The following is a 17334-nucleotide window of genomic DNA, read 5'->3' on the forward strand; positions in this document are numbered from 1 at the left end:
GGAATGATGTTCTCTGGTCATATCGAGAACATGCCACACTATAGTGTTGAAAAGTGCAGTTAAAATGGAGAAATCATGGAGAAAGGGGCGATGACCCGTTACCCTTAGACTGTAATGACGTCAAAAGGATCAATGAGATGAGATTTCTGCTTCTGGCGCTGGCGCTTCCCCTTGCCGCCTGCACCGCAAAAACTACGCCACCCGATGCGCCGAAACCGCCGCACGTTATCGGTATGGCGAACCCGGCTTCCGTCTACTGCCTGGAGAAAGGCGGGGAACAGATCCCGGTTCAAAGCCCGCAGGGCGTACGCACGGAGTGCAAACTACCGGGCGGCGAAGTGATTGATGAATGGACGCTCTACCGTCGCGATCGTCCGCAACCCACCAGGTGACAGACGTATATTGCCTGCGATACACTTCTCTTTAGGATTATTCTTAGCCAGACCCTGGCTACCGTTACCGTGAGAGAAGTATGTTTCAGCTTAAACCGGGCAGCATGGCGATGATCATCGGTGCCCGCACGGCGTCAGGCCGTCGCAATATTGGTAAATCTGTTGAGCTGTTTGGCCTGTGTCAGCCCGGCCTGCGTTTCGTTAACCCGGTCAACGGCGTGATGACGCAATTACCCGCTACCGCCGATCGCGCGCTTTGGCTGGTGACTGGCGATGTTTATGCCTTTGACAATCAGCACGGCTTTGCCTTTGTCCGCGCCGAACATCTGATGCCGCTCACCCCCGATGAAGCGCCGCAAATGCTTGACGAGCTGGCGATCGGCTGATCAGAGATGGCGCAGCCAGTCGGCTAATACCAGGGCGTGATTTTGCTTCGTGTCTTTGGCAGCAAAGAGCAGGGTGACGGTCTGCCTGTTCGCCAGCGTCGCAAGACGCATTCCCTCGTCAGCATGCTGCGCCAGCTCTTCCTTATAGGCCTTACGGAAGGCGGCGAAATCAATGGTTTCGCTATGAAAGGCCTTGCGTAATTCATTCGAGGGCGTGAGCGCTTTACACCATTCATCATACGCGAGGTCCGTCTTTTTAACCCCGCGCGGCCACAGTTTGTCCACCAGCACCCGATAGCCGTCGTCCGGGCCAGCCTGCTCGTATACGCGTTTGCATTGAATCATAATTCCACCCTCCCAATTTAAGGTATTGTGATAATTGCAGAAGATCGGTAGTCTGAGGTTCCTTATGTTATCTGATAATACTCTGGCATAAGGAACCTTTCATGGAACACCTCCCGGTTAAAACGACGCTGCGCATTGCGCTGGTTGGCGATTACAATCCCAGTGTTATTGCGCATCAGGCGATCCCGCTAGCCATTGACGACGCCGCCGCAGTCCTTGACCTCACCGCCGATTACGACTGGCTTGCCACCACGGAGCTGACAAGCCCTGAAGATCTGGTGGGCTACGATGCCATCTGGCTGGTGCCTGCCAGCCCCTATAAAAACACCGAGGCGGCTTTTATCGCCGCGCGCTATGCGCGTGAAAACGGCATTCCATTCCTTGGCACCTGCGGCGGATTCCAGCACGCGCTGATTGAGTATGCCCGCAATGTGTTGGGCTGGGCCGATGCGGCACATGCCGAGACGGATACCGAAGGCACCATGGTGATTGCGCCGCTGGCCTGTTCGCTGGTGGAAAAAACCGATGCCATTGAGCTGCGCAAAAATACGCTGATCGCGAAAGCGTACGGCAAGCCGGAAATTGAAGAGGGCTATCACTGTAGCTATGGCGTGTCGCCGGCGTTTTCCCAGGCGCTGGAAAGCGGTGATATGCACGTTACGGGGTGGGACGAACAGGGGGAAATTCGCGCCGCAGAGCTGGTTACGCATCCGTTCTTCGTGATTACCTTATTCCAGCACGAGCGTGCCGCGCTGGAAGGCCGTCCGGTCGTGCTGGTGCAGGCGATGCTGCGCGCCGCTCGTGGGTAAAAAAGGCAGACCCGAGGGTCTGCCACACTGTTTAACGGGGCGCGATCTCCCGGTCTCGCCCGGCAAGCACGCCGCAGAGCGCCATTATCACGGCGGCCAGGGCGCAGCCCAGAAGCGGGATTTGCCAGTCTCCCGCGCTATCGTGAATTTTCCCCATCAGCGGAGGGCCGCAGGCGGCGAGCAGATAGCCAATCGACTGCGCCATGCCGGACAGCGCCGCAGCCTGGTGCGCAGAGCTGGCGCGCAGGCCGATGAACGTCAGGCCGAGGATCATCGTTGCTCCGGAGCCAAAGCCAAACACCAGCGTCCACATCACCGCCATGTCAGGCATAAACCATAGCCCCGCCGCGCTTACCGCGCACATCAGCGCCACCGCACCTGCGATCCCCCGCTGATCTTTCAGACGGTGGAGTACCAGAGGAACGGCAAGCCCCGGCACGGCCGTGGCCAGCTGCAACAGCCCGTGCACCGAGCCGGCCTGCGCTTCGCTGTAGCCGTGGCTGAGCAATATCGCCGGCAGCCAGCCGATGATGACGTAGTAAATCAGCGAGTTAATCCCCAAAAAGAGCGTCACCTGCCAGGCGAGGGCCGAGCGCCAGATGGCGCGATTATGCAGCGCGCCAGCGCCCGTTACCGTCGCAACGTGTTTCTGACGCCACTGCGGCAGCCAGAGCAGCAGCGCGACCAGCGGAAACGCCATCAGCATCAGCAGCGCGCCATGCCAGCCCGCGCTACCCTGCGCCAGGGGAACAATCATCGCTGAGCCGAAGGCCGCCGAGACGCCCATCGTCAGGGAATAGGCTCCGGTGAGTCGGGCTACCTGACCCGGGAAGTCACGCTTAATTAATCCGGGTAACAGCACGTTACCGAGCGCAATCCCGCAGCCGATGACCGCGGTTCCGATGAAAAGCAGCGCGGCGGAAGGTAGCGAGCGAAGTGCAATTCCGGCGCAAATCAGCAGCAGGGCGACAAACAGGCTGCGCTCCATGCCGATACGTCGGGCAACGCCTGCGGCGAGCGGTGAGACAAGGGCGAAAGCCAGCAGGGGCAGGGTAGTCAGCAGACCGGTTTGCGCCGTGCTTAAGCCATAATCAAGACGAATAGTGTCGAGCAGCGGGGCTGCGCCGGTAAAGGTGACGCGAAGCGTAGTGGCAATCATCAGGATGCCTGCAATCAACAGCGCGCCGTGTTTTCCTGAGGTGCGAATAGCAGTAGTCATTATGTTCTCATACGTTCAAGCGAGCGCACACAATACCGATTTTCCCGGCGGTTGAAATCAGGCTAAAATGACAGTTTATCGCTAAAATCGGACAAACTGATGATTGGTCTGGGACTGGACGGCTATGATCCCGATAGCCAGCACGATGCGGCCGTCGCATTTCGCATCCGCGTGGTGGCGGAGGAACAGTATATTCCCCGACATCATCACCGTAAGGGGCAGCTGATTCTCGCCCTCGGCGGCGCGATCACCTGCGAAGTGGAAAATGCCATGCTGATGGTTCCGCCCCAGTACGCCGTCTGGATCCCCGGGCAAATGCCGCACAGCAACAGGGCTACCCCGGGGGCGCAGCTCTGCTTTTTGTTCATTGAGCCGGGGGCGGCAAGCTTGCCCGACCGCTGCTGCACCCTGAAAATCTCCCCTCTGGTGCGGGAACTGATTTTATCCCTGGCGGAAAAATCGCGTGAACAGCTCTCTCTTGCGACCACGTCGCGCCTGGTGGACGTTCTGTTTGACGAGCTGCCGCTCCAGCGTCAGGAGCATCTGCAGCTGCCCGTCTCGCCCCATCCTAAAATTCGGCTGATGAGCGAGAAAATGGCGGAAGAGCCCGCCGCCTGGCAGACGCTGACTCAGTGGGCGAGCCACTTTGCCATGAGCGAACGCAGCCTGGCGCGGCTGGTGGTGAAAGAGACCGGTTTAAGCTTTCGCCGCTGGCGCCACCAGCTGCAGTTGATTGTGGCCTTACAGCATTTGATTGGTGGGAAATCGGTACAGCAGGTGGCACAGTCACTCGGCTATGACTCTACCACCGCGTTTATCACCATGTTCAGGAAGGGACTCGGCCAGACGCCGGCGCGTTATATGGCCAGCCTGACTACGACTTCCCAATAAACAGAGAGACCAGGCCCGCCGCAATCAGCGGGCCGACCGGCACGCCGCGAAAGAGCGCCACGCCCAGCACGGTGCCCACCAACAGACCCGCCACCAGCGAGGGCTGGCTGCTCATCAGCGTAACGCCGCGTCCGCCCAGCCATGACACAAAAATTCCCACCGCGATCGCCACCAGCGATTTCCAGTTTACAAACGAATGCAGCAGCGTTGAGGCGGGAAGCGTGCCGCTGGCGATGGGCGCCATTACCCCGATGGTTAAGATGATGATCCCGATGGTGAGGCCCTGTTTTTCTATCCACGGGAAAAAGCTATTTAACGGGGTCACGCGAACAATAATCAGCACCAGAATCGAGATGGCGACGGTGGTGTTATGGCTGACAAAGCCGAGCGCGGCGAGTGCCAGAAGAATGAGAAGAGTAGGGTCAAACATAGGGAATCCTTGCCAAAATAATTAACCTGCTTACAGTACGCGCAAACGCGACGCAGGGTAGTTTTAAAAAGATTTTATTGTTGTCATAACCTTGTCATTTACGCTGATTAAAACGGAGGCAGATATCGCAAAAGGGGTCGCCATCATGAACGATCACATGTTTGTTGAAACGCTGATTATCTCCTCATCGTTTTTCGCTATTGCCGTTATTCTCGTCGCCTCCGTGCTGTTTCTGGAAAGAAAAGGGTGACGGGGTCGCCAGCCATAGCGGTTACGCTTTGTGGAAGGTCACCAGCTCAGGACGGGCGATGCGCAGATAATCCTGGGTATCCATTATCACGGATTTCTCCAGTAAACCGGCGTTAAAGGCGATTTCGTCAAAGCGCTCGAACAGCAGCGGGTCGGCAACCAGCGCCAAATCAGGATGGAAGCTAAAGGGCGGAATCGCGCCGAAAACGCAGGCGGTCAGGGTATCGACCTCAGCCGGGCTGGCGAGGGAGGCCTTCAGCCCGCCAAAATGGCTGGCAAGCTGGCCCAGGTCGGCCTGCAGATCGGCGGCGAGGATCGCCAGAACGTGTTTTTTTACGCCGTTTCCCTTCACCTTGCAGACGAGGGCCTTTGCGCCTTGTCGCAGATCGGTCCCGCGAATTTCACTTACCGCTTCACATTTCCCGACCGCCTCGTGCTCCATGACGCGAAACCGCGCGCCCTGCTCTGTGAGTAAGGTAATAAGCTGCTGGTGGGTGCCTGTTCCAATAACGTCGTCAGTCATAACGATTTTCCCGGTGATAATCCAGTATGCAGCGTTCTACATTAGCACGGGATGAACGGGGTCGAAAGAAAACAGCCAGCGCGTTCGCTGGCTGTTGGGTTATGCGTTGCTGGTAGCAGATTGCTTGTGGAACAGCTCCCTGAACACCGGATAAATATCATCCTGGTCACGGATATGCTGCATGGCAAAATTATCGAACATTGCCTGCAGATGTTCATACTCCCGCCACAGGGTCTGGTGCGCGCGACGGGTAATTTCTATATAGCTGTAGTAACGAACCACCGGCAGAATTTTCTTCGCCAGAATCTCGTGACACAGCGGTGAGTCATCGGCCCAGTTGTCGCCATCGGACGCCTGCGCGGCATAAATATTCCACTGCGCCGGGTCGTAACGCTCTTTGACCACTTCATCCATCAGCTTCAGAGCGCTTGATACGATGGTCCCGCCGGTCTCCTGCGAGTAAAAGAACTCATGTTCATCTACTTCTTTCGCCTGAGTATGGTGACGAATATAAACCACCTCCACGTTCTTATAGGTTCTGCTCAGGAACAGGTAGAGCAGAATATAAAAACGTTTCGCCATATCCTTCGTGGCCTGGTCCATCGAGCCGGACACGTCCATCAGACAGAACATTACCGCCTGGCTGGAGGGCTCGGGGCGTTTTTCGTAATTCTTGTAGCGCAGGTCGAAGGTGTCGATAAACGGTACCCGTTCGATCTTCGCTCTTAGTTCCGCAATCTCTTTACGCAGGCGCTCCTCTTCCAGCAGTTGCGCCGGTTCCGTGTTCTCCACGACCTTCAGGCTGCTCTCCAGCTCGCGTAGTTCGCGCCGTTTGCCCGCCGTCATGGCCGTTCGTCGCGCCAGCGAATTCTGCAACGAACGCACGACGCTGATATTGGCGGGCACGCCGTTGGCGGTATAGCCCGCGCGATGGGTTTTGTATTCATTAAGCTGACGATGCTGATTCTTTTTCAGATTCGGCAGCGCCAGGTCTTCAAACAGCAGGTCGAGATATTCGTCTTTCGAAATCTGGAAGACAAATTCGTCCTGACCTTCACCGTCCTGGCTGGCCTGTCCCTGACCGCTTCCTGAACCACCGCCGCCGCCCTGAGGACGCTCAATTCTGTCGTTCTGAACGAAGTGGTCATTACCTGGGTGTACGCGATGGCGCAGGCCGCCTCGCCCCTGATGAAACATCGGTTCGCTGATGTCATCGGTGGGGATGGAGACAGACTCGCCGCTGTCGACGTCGGTCACCGAGCGTTTGTTGATGGCCTCGGAGATAGACTGTTTAATTTGCGCTTTATAACGACGCAAGAAGCGCTGGCGGTTCACCGTGCTCTTGTTTTTGCCGTTAAGACGCCGGTCAATAAACCAGGTCATATACCCCCCGTACTGCATTTGCCAACTTGCATTTTGTAGGCCCGGTCAGCGCTAACCGCCACCGGGCACTTGTTTTTAAGACGATTTACGCACGCGCAGATACCATTCGCAGAGCAGGCGGACCTGCTTGCGGGTGTAGCCTTTTTCCATCATACGGTCGACAAAGTCGTCGTGCTTTTTCTGCTCATCGGTTGAGGTTTTGGCGTTAAACGAGATCACCGGCAGCAGCTCTTCGGTATTGGAGAACATTTTCTTCTCAATGACCGTGCGCAGTTTCTCGTAGCTGGTCCAGTTCGGATTGCGCCCGTTGTTATGCGCTCTGGCGCGCAGGACGAAGTTCACAATCTCGTTACGGAAGTCTTTCGGATTGCTGATCCCGGCAGGCTTCTCGATTTTTTCCAGCTCCGCGTTCAGGGATTCACGGTCAAACAGCTGGCCGGTATCCGGGTCGCGGTACTCCTGATCCTGGATCCAGAAGTCAGCATAGGTGACGTAACGGTCGAAAATGTTCTGCCCGTATTCTGAATAGGATTCCAGGTAGGCCGTCTGGATCTCTTTGCCAATGAACTCGGCGTATTTCGGGATCAGGTAACCTTTGAGGAACTCAAGGTAGCGTTCAGCCTGCTCCTGCGGGAACTGCTCGCGTTCGATTTGCTGCTCCAGCACGTAGAACAGATGAACCGGGTTGGCCGCCACTTCCGCATGGTCGAAGTTAAAGACGCGGGAGAGGATCTTAAACGCGAAACGCGTGGACAGACCGTTCATCCCCTCGTCGACGCCAGCGTAATCGCGGTACTCCTGATACGATTTCGCTTTCGGGTCAGTATCTTTCAGACTTTCACCGTCATAGACGCGCATTTTCGAGTAGATGCTGGAGTTTTCCGGCTCTTTCAGACGCGAAAGGATGGAGAAGCGCGACAGCGTTTCCAGCGTGCCGGGCGCGCAGGGGGCGTGCACCAGCTCGCTGTGGTTAAGCAGTTTCTCGTAAATTTTGATCTCTTCGGAGATCCGCAGGCAATAAGGCACCTTGACGATGTACACGCGGTCAAGGAAGGCCTCATTGTTTTTGTTATTACGGAAGGTCACCCATTCAGATTCGTTCGAGTGGGCGAGAATAATCCCGTTAAACGGCAGGGCGGAGATACCTTCCGTCCCGTTGTAGTTGCCTTCCTGCGTAGCCGTCAGCAGGGGATGCAGCACCTTAATCGGTGCTTTAAACATCTCGACGAATTCCATAATCCCCTGGTTCGCACGGCACAGCGCGCCTGAGTAACCGTAGGCGTCCGGATCGTTTTGCGCGAAGTTTTCCAGCTTGCGGATATCGACTTTACCTACCAGAGCCGAGATATCCTGGTTGTTCTCATCACCGGGTTCTGTTTTGGCGATGGCGATCTGCTCAAGGATAGACGGCCAGACCTTCACCACGCGGAATTTTGTGATGTCGCCACCAAACTCGTGCAGGCGTTTTGCCGCCCACGGCGACATGATGGTCCCGAGGTAGCGACGCGGGATGCCATACTCTTTATCCAGAATCTGCGCGTCTTCCTGCGGATTGAACAGGCACAGCGGATGGTCGTTCACCGGGCTGCGTTCACCGTTGGCGCTCAGCACATAGATAGGGACGCGCTGCATCAGCGACTTCAGGCGTTCAGCCAGCGAGGACTTACCGCCACCCACCGGGCCGAGTAAATAGAGGATCTGTTTCTTCTCTTCCAGACCCTGAGCGGCATGCTTCAGATAGGAGACAATCTGTTCGATGGCATCTTCCATACCATAGAACTCTTCAAACGCCGGGTATCGGGCGACCACCCGATTCGAAAAGAGACGGGAAAGCCGAGGCTCCAGGGCAGTGTCAACCATGTTTGGCTCACCAATAGCCATCAATAGCCGTTCTGCCGCATTGGCATAGGCACTGCGATCTTGCCGACAGATGGTAAGAAACTCCTGCAGTGTGAACTCTTCGTCCTTGGCAGCTTCATAGCGCTGGCGATAGTGATCGAATATATTCATGGCATGCCGTCCTTTCGTTTTTTAGCACAGGATAAGAGCCGTTCGTATGAGTAGTGGAGGCTCCCGGAAGAGAATCTCTCGCACCTCACTGCCAGAGCAGCAACCTGTGTGCCAGGTCAGACGCTAAGAACCGCAGGGTGTTCAGGAAAACTCTTCTTAAATTAAAGCGTAGATGGCATTTGCAAAACTTGCATGCCCAGAAAATCTACTTTCAATGACATATCAATAACTCATCCAAAAATTTCCACTGTCGCTATAAGACAAATGCACGTTTTTCATTCAGCGGTCATATAAATGAAAGCGGGTTGTCATCTGAAAAGTTAAAAATAACGGGTTAATCAGACTGATTAGCAGGCAAAAAATTTTGGGATGTACGGGAATGGCGGTTACACTTCACCCGCTGATTATTTGACTACAGGAAAGAATGGATTGTGACCAAACTCAAACTTCTGGCATTAGGCATCCTTGCCGCGACCGCAGTAAGCACCGCACAGGCGGAAAGTCAGTGGACGGTTGGCGCGGGTGTTGGCGTCATTAACAGCCCGTATAAACAGTATGACCGTGATGTTTATCCTGTTCCCGTTATCACCTATGAAGGCGACAACGTCTGGTTCCGCGGGCTCGGCGGCGGCTACTATCTCTGGAACGATAAGGCCGATAAGCTCTCCATCATGGCCTACTACGACCCAACGCACTTCAAGCCGGGTGACAGCGACAGCCATGCGCTTCGCCAGCTCGACAAGCGTAAAAGCACCATGATGGCCGGGCTCTCGTATGTACATAACACCGAGTATGGCTTCCTGCGTACGGCCCTGGCGGGTGACACGCTGGACAACAGCAACGGTTTTATCTGGGATCTGGCCTGGTTGTACCGCTACACCAACGGTGGGCTCACGCTGACGCCGGGAATCGGTGTGCAGTACAACAGCGAGAACTACAACGACTACTATTACGGCGTCTCTAAAAACGAGTCCCGCCGCAGTGGTCTGAAAAGCTACAGTGCAGATGACGGCTGGGATCCTTACCTGGAGCTGACCGCGAGCTACAACTTCCTTGGCGACTGGAGCGTGTACGGTACCGGCCGCTATGAGCGTCTGAGCGACGAAGTGAAGGATAGCCCGATGGTCGATAAGTCCTGGGCAGGCATCTTCTCTGTGGGTGTGAGCTACAAGTTCTGATTGCGCACTAATATCGTGCAATTGATGCATTAAAACGGGGCGCTTGGGCCCCGTTTGCTTTAGCGTGGTGCGGCGAGATTATCGGTTAACAATGCGGATCGTCTGCCCTAAACGAGACGGTTTTTCTTCACTCGCTTTCTGCGGGGTGGTCACGCAGGCGGTTTCCACGCAGACGAACGTTTTATAACCGTCGTCAGGCACGTCGGCCATGCTGACAGACAGCGCCGGACCCGGGTTCCAGCCCACCACGTTGCTATGGTGGTGATGTACCACCTCGATGCCGCGGTTCAGGGCGCCGTCGTGGATCACGCTGCACGCTTCCGGGTGCAGGTAAACGCGGTCGGTACGGTCAGGGAATGCCTGAACGCCGTCGCTCAGTTTGCCTTTTTTCGCGTTATCGACTTTATCAATATAGGTATCGCCCAGGCCACTCACCTTCACTGCGCTGATATCACCCACGTTGAAATAGGTGTGCAGGGCAGAGGTGGTTTCGAACTCGCCGTGAGCTTCCAGTTCGATTTCACAGGTTTTACCCAGTTTGAAGCGGGCATACAGGGTGAAATCGTGAGGCCAGAGGGCGCGGGTTTCATCATTAGCCTGCAGCTCAAAGGTCAGCACTGCGCCGTTGTCATCTTCGTTATGCGCTTTCAGCGTCCACTGCTGGTTGCGGGCAAAACCGTGAGACGGCAAACCCGGCTGTGTGGACGGGCCGAACCACGGCCAGCAGATCGGCACGCCACCGCGAATAGCCGCCCCTTTTTTGAAGGAGGTCGCATCGCTCAGCCACAAACCTTCGGCTTCGCCTTCCGGTTTCCAGGAGAGCAGGTGGGCGCCGTTCAGCGCCACGGACGCTTTGACGCGCGGATGATCAACGACGATAACGTCGGCACCGTCAATCTGACGGCGGGAGAGCACAGGGGTAAGTTGTTCGACTACCGGAAGTGCAAAAATTTTATTAATCATTAAGCAATCCTCTGTCTAAAAACAATAAAAAAGGCGACCGAAGTCGCCTTTTTGGATCAAACACTCATCTCAACTTATTTGGAGATGTGAGCGATCAGGTCCAGTACTTTGTTAGAGTAGCCGGTTTCGTTGTCGTACCAGGAAACCAGTTTAACGAAGTTGTCGTTCAGTGCGATACCTGCTTTAGCATCGAATACTGAAGTGCAGATTTCGCCGTTGAAATCGGTAGATACAACGTCGTCTTCGGTGTAGCCCAGAACGCCTTTCATTGCGCCTTCGGAAGCAGCTTTGATTGCTTTCTTAATTTCTTCATAAGAAGCAGCTTTTTCCAGACGAACGGTCAGGTCAACAACGGATACGTTAGGAGTTGGAACGCGGAACGCCATACCAGTCAGTTTGCCATTCAGTTCTGGCAGTACTTTACCTACAGCTTTAGCAGCACCGGTAGAGGATGGGATGATGTTCTGAGCCGCGCCACGGCCGCCGCGCCAGTCTTTGTGAGACGGGCCATCAACGGTTTTCTGAGTAGCGGTGGTTGCGTGAACGGTAGTCATCAGACCTTCGATGATGCCGAAGTTGTCGTTGATAACTTTAGCCAGCGGTGCCAGGCAGTTGGTGGTGCAGGATGCGTTAGACACGATATCCTGGCCAGCGTAAGTTTCGAAGTTTGCACCACGAACGAACATTGGGGTGTTGTCTTTGGAAGGACCAGTCAGAACAACTTTCTTCGCACCCGCGGTGATGTGTTTACGCGCAGTTTCGTCGGTCAGGAAGATACCGGTTGCTTCAGCAACAACGTCAACACCGATTTCGTTCCATTTCAGGTTAGCTGGGTCTTTTTCAGCAGTAACGCGGATGGTTTTGCCATTAACAACCAGGTGGCCGTCTTTCACTTCAACGGTGCCGTCGAAACGACCGTGAGTTGAGTCGTACTTCAGCATGTACGCCATGTATTCAGCGTCCAGGAGATCGTTGATACCAACGATTTCGATGTCAGAACGTTTCTGAGCAGCACGGAAAACAATACGGCCGATACGGCCAAAACCGTTGATACCTACTTTGATAGTCATATATTCCACCAGCTATTTGTTAGTGAATAAAAGGTTGCCTGTAAAATTACAAAAACCTTACGCAGCGTCAAGCGGAATCGTGTCAATCATTGCGACAAATCAATCCTGTGACTAACGTTTGTGCGACTGACTCGCCTCACTTTCCCTTTGAGCTTGCACCCATATGGGGGCTGAGCCGGGATTTTAAAGTCATCGCAGGATAAAAATGTGAACATGATCACAATTGCCTGACCGCTTATTCGCGACACATAAGTTTAGATCAAAAGTGCACGCAAGGGTGTTAATGTTTTGTTAGAATCCGGGTTGAAAGATGTCTGTTTCTACAGCGAGATGTAAGCATATGTCGAACCAACGTAACCCTGACGATTTGAAAAAAAACCTCACAGAAATGCAGTTTTACGTGACGCAGAATCACGGAACGGAACCGCCGTTCACCGGGCGTTTACTGCACAACAAGCGAGACGGCGTCTACCACTGCCTGGTCTGCGATGCGCCCCTGTTCAATTCACAAACGAAATTTGATTCTGGCTGCGGCTGGCCGAGTTTCTACGAGCCGGTGAGCGATGAGGCCATCCGCTACCTGACCGACTCGTCGCACGGCATGGTGCGTACGGAAATTCGCTGCGGCAACTGCGATGCGCACCTTGGGCACGTCTTCCCGGATGGCCCACAGCCTACGGGCGAGCGTTTCTGCGTAAATTCGGCCTCAATGAGCTTCACCGATGATGAAAACGGTGACCAGATTAAGGGTTGAAAAAACGATTCAGCAAATTATTCCTTTGAAAGGGCGCGAGAGTGAATATTGATGACATGATTAACGGCATGACGCCGGAGATTTATCAGCGTCTGGTGACCGCCGTAGAACTGGGAAAATGGCCCGACGGCGTTGCGCTGACGCCGGAGCAAAAAGAGAACAGTTTGCAGCTGGTGATGCTGTGGCAGGCGCGCAATAACACCGACGCGCAGCACATGACGATCGACACCAAAGGCCAGATGGTCATGAAGAGCAAGCGTGAGCTGAAAGAAGACTTTGGCATCACGCCGAAGCCAATTGCGACGATGAAAATGCAATAACGGTGCAGCTTGATACCCTCTCCCACAGGGAGAGGGCGTAAAAGACTACGCCTGCGTTTCCAGCCAGTCTTCGAGCGTATACAGCGTTGCGCCTTCCGCAGCCATATCCATAAACGCCTGAGCGCTGTCCTGCGGGTGAATGTTCACCCCGCGACAGCCGTCGGTGATGACGCTGACGGTATACCCCAACTGGAGCGCGTCCAGCACGGTAAACTTCACGCAGTAATCCGTCGCCAGGCCCAGCACGATCAGCTCCGTGATTTCGTGATGGCGTAACCACGCGTCCAGCGCCGTTTTCTGGCGATGCCCGTTATCAAAAAACGCGCTATAGCTGTCGATAGCCGGGTTTTCACCTTTATGGAACACCGCGTCGACGGCTTTCTGATTCAGGAGCGGATGCAGCTCCGCGCCTTCCGTCTGCTGTACGCAGTGATCCGGCCAGAAGGTTTGCGCCAGCCCGTCGAGTTCCCCCTGAGTGAAAGGCTCGACGTTGTGCTGGCTGGCAAAACTGCCGTGGTTCGCCGGGTGCCAGTCCTGGCTTGCGACAACTGCTACACCTCGGGCTTTGCACCAGTCAATCAGCGTGTTTGCCACGTCAACGGTGCTGTCACCTTCGGCGACGGCCAGCGCACCGCCCGCGCAGAAATCATTTTGCAAATCGACCAGTAGCAGGGCGCGTTGCTTCATGAGCACTCCTTATTCGTCCGGGGTCAGCTCGCCGCGCAGGTTTTGCATCATCGCGCTGCGAATGGACTGAATGTCCAGATCCTGACTCAGTAAATAGTGAAGTTTAGTCAGCGTTGCCTCCACGGTCATATCGAAGCCGCTGATGACTCCCGCATGCGCCAGCGCGTTGCCGGTGGCATAGCCGCCCATGTTGACCTTTCCGGACATACACTGGGTCAGATTCACAACCACAATTCCGCGCTCGCTGGCTTCCTGGAGCTCTTTCAGGAATTCGCCGTTCTGCGGGGCATTACCTACGCCATAGGAGCGCAGGATCAGCGCTTTCACCGGCTGGCGAAGGAAGTTACGCACCACGTCGGCAGAGATACCCGGATAGATAGTGACCACGCCAATCGGCTGCGGAGTGATCGGATGCACGATCAGCTCGCCGGCGGTGTTCGGCGCAGGCGGCGTGCCCAGACGACGGATATGAATTCCGGCCTCCAGCAGCGGCTGCAGGTTAGGGGAGGCGAAGGCGTCAAAACCGTCAGCATGGGCTTTGGTGGTGCGGTTGCCGCGATACAGACGGTTATTAAAGAACAGCGACACTTCGTTAATCGGGTAATTCGCCGCCACGTAGAGAGAGTTTAGCAGGTTGATCTGCCCGTCCGAGCGCAGCTCCGCCAGCGGGATTTGCGACCCGGTGACGATAACCGGCTTGCTCAGGTTCTCCAGCATGAAGGAGAGCGCCGAGGCGGTAAACGCCATGGTGTCGGTGCCGTGCAGGATCACGAAGCCGTCGTACTGGTCGTAATGGGCTTTAATATCATCCGCGATATGCTGCCAGTCTTCCGGCGTCATGTCAGAGGAGTCCATCAGCGGCTCGTATTCGTGGATGGTAAAGTCAGGCATTTCCGGACGGTGAAATTCTGGCATCAGTGCAAGCTGACGCTGCAGGTGGCCGGAGACGGGGATATAGCCGTTTTCAGAGCGCTGCATACCGATGGTACCGCCAGTGTAGGCTACATAAATCGATTTCTTCTGCATGGTAGTGAGTTCTTGTTCTTCAAAAGAAAAAAATCCCCTCTTCGCGAGAAGAGGGGACGGTTTTAACGGACGTTAGCGCAGGTCAGGCAAAACGCGTAACGACTCTGTGGATCGTTAAAGGCCGCAAGCTTATCGCTTTCCGCCTTCATCGCTTTTGCCGCCGTGGCGACAGGCGCAGGCAGGTAAGCCTGCAGCGCCTCCGGCAGCATGGCACGTACCGAGCCGGACATGCTGTCCATGACCATATCGAAGAACGACGGTTCGTCCTGGTAATACTCGATATGCCACTGTTTCAGCTTCGCCAGTTCGGCGGCTTTCTTCACCGCGTCATCGAAGTCGCCCAGGCTGTCCACCAGACCGTTGCTCTTCGCATCCTGGCCGGTCCAGACGTGGCCCTGCGCGATCTGGTCGATCTGCTCAGGCGTCTTTTTACGCGAGTCCGCTACCAGGGTGATAAAGCGCTTATAGCCGTTCTCAATGCTGAGCTGCATCATCTCAGAGACTTCCGGCGGCAGGGATTTGGTCACCGACACATCCGCCAGCGGAGAGGTGGCCACGCCATCGGTATGCACGCCAAGAGAATCCAGGCTGTTCTCCACGGTGTTGATTACCCCGAAGATGCCAATCGAACCGGTCAGCGTGCTAGGGTTAGCCACGATGTAGTTGGCTGGTGTTGAGATCCAGTAACCTCCGGAGGCGGCCATTCCGCCCATTGAGACGACGACCGGCTTGCCTGCGGCGCGGGCCGCGGCAAGTTCAGCGCGGATCACCTCGGAGGCGCTGACGCTGCCGCCAGGGCTGTTGACCCGCAGGACAATTGCCTTCACTTTCGGATCGAGGCGAGCATCGCGGATTTGCGACGCGGTAGTATCGCCGCCCACGTTCCCCGGGGTCTCCTGACCGTCCATGATCGCACCGTTGGCAAAGACCACCGCGACGCTGTCACCGTTCTCATCCGGCTTTTTCGTCGAGTAATCATACATGCTGATGGCGCTGTAATTTTTGTCCTCTTTGCTCCAGCCAAACTGTTTGCTCAGGGATTTTTCAATCTCGGCGCTGGTGCCCAGGGCATCGACCAGTTTGTTATCGAGCGCATATTTTGCGGTATCACCGTCAACCTTACGCAGGCCTTCGAGCACGCCCTGCGCGCCAGGGAATGCCTGCTCAGGCGTAATCTGACGGTTAGCGGCAACGGTGCCGAGATAGTTCTGCCACAGCTCGCCAATCCAGCGGCTGTCCGCTTCGCGGGCGGCTGGAGACATGTCGTCGCGGATAAACGGCTCGACGGCGGATTTGTACGTGCCGACACGGAAGACGTGGGTGGTGACCTTCAGCTTGTCGAGCAGGGATTTGTAGTACAGACCGTTGGTGGCAAAGCCGTGCAGATCCACCGTCCCCTGCGGTGAGAGCCAGATCTTATTGGCGAAGCTCGCCAGGTAATATTGCCCCTGGCTGTAGCTGTCGCCCACGGCAATCACCGGCTTGCCGCTGTCGCGGAATTCGCGCAGCGCTTTACCGATGTACTGCATCGACGGCTGATCGCCTCCGGCAAAATCTTTCAGATCCAGCACGATCCCGGTGATGTTCCGGTCGTCTTTGGCCTGGCGGATGGTATCGACGATATCGAACAGGGAGTTTTCCTGCAGACGGTCTGATGTCGCGCCAAACAGCTGACGGCTGATTACGCCCAGACGGCTGCTGGCGGAAGGTTTATCAACAATAACGCCGGTGATATCGAGTAACAGCGCCCCGCGGGTCGAATGCTGCGCCTGATTTGCGTTACTGATGTGCATCCAGATTCCCGCGCAAACCAGAACCAGAAAAATGAAGAAGATGTTCATCACCAGGTTGCGGACGAAGTTGAGCAGTCGCCACGTCCATTTAAAGAAACCGGCAATGATTCGCCAAAGGGTTCGCATGTATTCTCCCTAACCAGAAAATGACTGTTTCCGTCGCCACTGGACGGTAATGTTGGGTTATCGTAATGACCCAACCGCCACTTGTCAGCAGGAATCGCCTGCCAGGCTGTAACAAAATCTGCCGTCGTGTTAATTTTGTGAGTAAATTTCAAGAAAGGAGTTAACCAATGGACGCACTCGAACTGCTTGTTAACCGCCGTAGCGCTTCCCGTCTGGCCGAACCTGCCCCGGCAGGCGAGCAGCTGGAGAACATTCTGCGTGCCGGCATGCGTGCCCCCGATCACGGCACGCTGCAGCCGTGGCACTTCTTTGTGATTGAAGGCGAAGGCCGCGATCGTTTCAGTCAGCTGCTGGAGCAGGGCGCGGTTGCCGCCGGGCAGGATGAGAAAGGTATCGACAAGGCGCGCAATGCCCCGTTCCGCGCCCCGATGATTATCGCCGTCGTGGCGAAATGCCAGGCTGACCATAAGGTGCCGGTCTGGGAGCAGGAAATGTCCGCAGGCTGTGCGGTGATGGCGATGCAGATGGCCGCCGTCGCGCAGGGCTTTAACGGTATCTGGCGTACCGGTGCGCTGACTGAAAGCCCGGCGGTCCGTGACGGTTTTGGCTGCGGTGAGCATGACAAAATTGTCGGTTTCCTCTATCTCGGCACCCCGCAGCTTAAAGCCTCCAGCAACATCAGCATTCCGGACACCACGCCTTTCGTCAGCCGTTTCTGATAACGCACCTAAACTGTCTGGATTCTGAGCATCTGCCGCAGAATTCAGACAGTCATACTTA

The 17334-nt window shown here is 55.7% G+C and carries 20 protein-coding genes; 9 read left to right on the top strand and 11 right to left on the bottom strand.

Features of this window, described 5'->3' with window-relative positions:
• The first annotated feature begins 137 nt into the window (after window positions 1-137).
• Together INF68_RS05425 and INF68_RS05430 are read left to right on the top strand one after the other, a co-directional pair.
• Window positions 138-392 (top strand): DUF333 domain-containing protein, encoded by a 255-nt coding sequence (locus tag INF68_RS05425; protein ID WP_126786202.1) that lies wholly within the window; start codon window positions 138-140, stop codon window positions 390-392.
• An 80-nt stretch (window positions 393-472) separates the two neighbouring features.
• Window positions 473-778, top strand: coding sequence for a hypothetical protein (locus INF68_RS05430; protein ID WP_023311247.1), 306 nt, complete (start codon window positions 473-475; stop codon window positions 776-778).
• On the opposite strand, the gene INF68_RS05435 is transcribed toward INF68_RS05430, so the two are convergent.
• Window positions 779-1123, bottom strand: a complete 345-nt coding sequence (locus tag INF68_RS05435; RefSeq protein WP_126786201.1) for a DUF488 domain-containing protein — start codon at window positions 1121-1123, stop codon at window positions 779-781.
• A gap of 101 nt (window positions 1124-1224) precedes the next feature.
• Between INF68_RS05435 and INF68_RS05440 the strand changes: the two genes are divergently transcribed.
• The gene (locus INF68_RS05440) at window positions 1225-1932 is read left to right on the top strand and encodes a CTP synthase (RefSeq protein WP_126786200.1); all 708 of its coding nucleotides are present in this window, start codon (window positions 1225-1227) and stop codon (window positions 1930-1932) included.
• 31 nt (window positions 1933-1963) lie between these two features.
• Here the strand turns inward: INF68_RS05440 and INF68_RS05445 are convergent, their stop codons facing one another.
• On the bottom strand, window positions 1964-3151 hold the full coding sequence (locus tag INF68_RS05445; protein WP_109844440.1) for a CynX/NimT family MFS transporter: 1188 nt from the start codon (window positions 3149-3151) through the stop codon (window positions 1964-1966).
• Between the two features lie 99 nt (window positions 3152-3250).
• Between INF68_RS05445 and INF68_RS05450 the strand changes: the two genes are divergently transcribed.
• Window positions 3251-4042 (top strand): helix-turn-helix domain-containing protein, encoded by a 792-nt coding sequence (locus INF68_RS05450; RefSeq protein ID WP_126786199.1) that lies wholly within the window; start codon window positions 3251-3253, stop codon window positions 4040-4042.
• Here INF68_RS05450 and INF68_RS05455 read toward each other — a convergent pair.
• Complete coding sequence (locus tag INF68_RS05455) at window positions 4026-4472, bottom strand: DUF441 domain-containing protein (RefSeq protein ID WP_023311252.1); 447 nt, start codon at window positions 4470-4472, stop codon at window positions 4026-4028. The two genes, INF68_RS05450 and INF68_RS05455, sit on opposite strands and share 17 nt — an antisense overlap.
• A gap of 145 nt (window positions 4473-4617) precedes the next feature.
• On the opposite strand from INF68_RS05455, the gene yoaI reads away from it, so the two are divergent.
• Window positions 4618-4722, top strand: coding sequence for a small membrane protein YoaI (gene yoaI, locus INF68_RS05460; RefSeq protein ID WP_010430055.1), 105 nt, complete (start codon window positions 4618-4620; stop codon window positions 4720-4722).
• A gap of 21 nt (window positions 4723-4743) precedes the next feature.
• On the opposite strand, the gene INF68_RS05465 is transcribed toward yoaI, so the two are convergent.
• From INF68_RS05465 to yeaG, 3 genes are all read right to left on the bottom strand, one after another.
• Window positions 4744-5244: a YbaK/prolyl-tRNA synthetase associated domain-containing protein gene (locus INF68_RS05465; RefSeq protein ID WP_126786198.1), complete on the bottom strand. Its 501-nt coding sequence runs from the start codon at window positions 5242-5244 to the stop codon at window positions 4744-4746.
• 99 nt (window positions 5245-5343) lie between these two features.
• Complete coding sequence (locus INF68_RS05470) at window positions 5344-6627, bottom strand: YeaH/YhbH family protein (protein WP_032651499.1); 1284 nt, start codon at window positions 6625-6627, stop codon at window positions 5344-5346.
• Between the two features lie 75 nt (window positions 6628-6702).
• A complete protein-coding gene (gene yeaG, locus INF68_RS05475) occupies window positions 6703-8637 on the bottom strand; it encodes a protein kinase YeaG (protein WP_008500713.1) in 1935 nt (644 codons plus the stop codon).
• Window positions 8638-9068: 431 nt separating this feature from the next.
• On the opposite strand from yeaG, the gene INF68_RS05480 reads away from it, so the two are divergent.
• Complete coding sequence (locus INF68_RS05480; RefSeq protein WP_126786197.1) at window positions 9069-9815, top strand: MipA/OmpV family protein; 747 nt, start codon at window positions 9069-9071, stop codon at window positions 9813-9815.
• A gap of 78 nt (window positions 9816-9893) precedes the next feature.
• Here the strand turns inward: INF68_RS05480 and INF68_RS05485 are convergent, their stop codons facing one another.
• Complete coding sequence (locus INF68_RS05485) at window positions 9894-10778, bottom strand: D-hexose-6-phosphate mutarotase (protein WP_126786196.1); 885 nt, start codon at window positions 10776-10778, stop codon at window positions 9894-9896.
• 74 nt (window positions 10779-10852) lie between these two features.
• Window positions 10853-11848 carry a glyceraldehyde-3-phosphate dehydrogenase gene (gene gapA / locus INF68_RS05490; RefSeq protein ID WP_023311257.1) on the bottom strand — a complete coding sequence of 332 codons (996 nt, stop codon included), beginning with the start codon at window positions 11846-11848 and terminating at the stop codon, window positions 10853-10855.
• A gap of 340 nt (window positions 11849-12188) precedes the next feature.
• Here gapA and msrB point away from each other — a divergent pair, with 340 nt between their 5' ends.
• Complete coding sequence (msrB, locus tag INF68_RS05495; protein WP_008500710.1) at window positions 12189-12602, top strand: peptide-methionine (R)-S-oxide reductase MsrB; 414 nt, start codon at window positions 12189-12191, stop codon at window positions 12600-12602.
• A 41-nt stretch (window positions 12603-12643) separates the two neighbouring features.
• Entirely contained in the window at window positions 12644-12922 is a 279-nt protein-coding gene (locus INF68_RS05500) for a YeaC family protein (RefSeq protein WP_126786195.1), read from the top strand.
• Between the two features lie 45 nt (window positions 12923-12967).
• On the opposite strand, the gene pncA is transcribed toward INF68_RS05500, so the two are convergent.
• The 3 genes from pncA to sppA form a co-directional block, all read right to left on the bottom strand.
• Window positions 12968-13609 carry a bifunctional nicotinamidase/pyrazinamidase gene (gene pncA / locus INF68_RS05505; RefSeq protein WP_064791064.1) on the bottom strand — a complete coding sequence of 214 codons (642 nt, stop codon included), beginning with the start codon at window positions 13607-13609 and terminating at the stop codon, window positions 12968-12970.
• 9 nt (window positions 13610-13618) lie between these two features.
• Window positions 13619-14635: an asparaginase gene (gene ansA / locus INF68_RS05510; protein WP_008500705.1), complete on the bottom strand. Its 1017-nt coding sequence runs from the start codon at window positions 14633-14635 to the stop codon at window positions 13619-13621.
• Window positions 14636-14697: 62 nt separating this feature from the next.
• Complete coding sequence (gene sppA / locus INF68_RS05515; RefSeq protein WP_126786194.1) at window positions 14698-16554, bottom strand: signal peptide peptidase SppA; 1857 nt, start codon at window positions 16552-16554, stop codon at window positions 14698-14700.
• 167 nt (window positions 16555-16721) lie between these two features.
• Between sppA and INF68_RS05520 the strand changes: the two genes are divergently transcribed.
• Window positions 16722-17273, top strand: a complete 552-nt coding sequence (locus INF68_RS05520; RefSeq protein WP_109844432.1) for an NAD(P)H nitroreductase — start codon at window positions 16722-16724, stop codon at window positions 17271-17273.
• Window positions 17274-17334 lie beyond the last annotated feature (61 nt).

The organism is Enterobacter cloacae complex sp. P16RS2, from assembly GCF_014982155.1.
In the GTDB taxonomy this organism is placed as follows: Bacteria; Pseudomonadota; Gammaproteobacteria; order Enterobacterales; family Enterobacteriaceae; genus Enterobacter; species Enterobacter cloacae_M.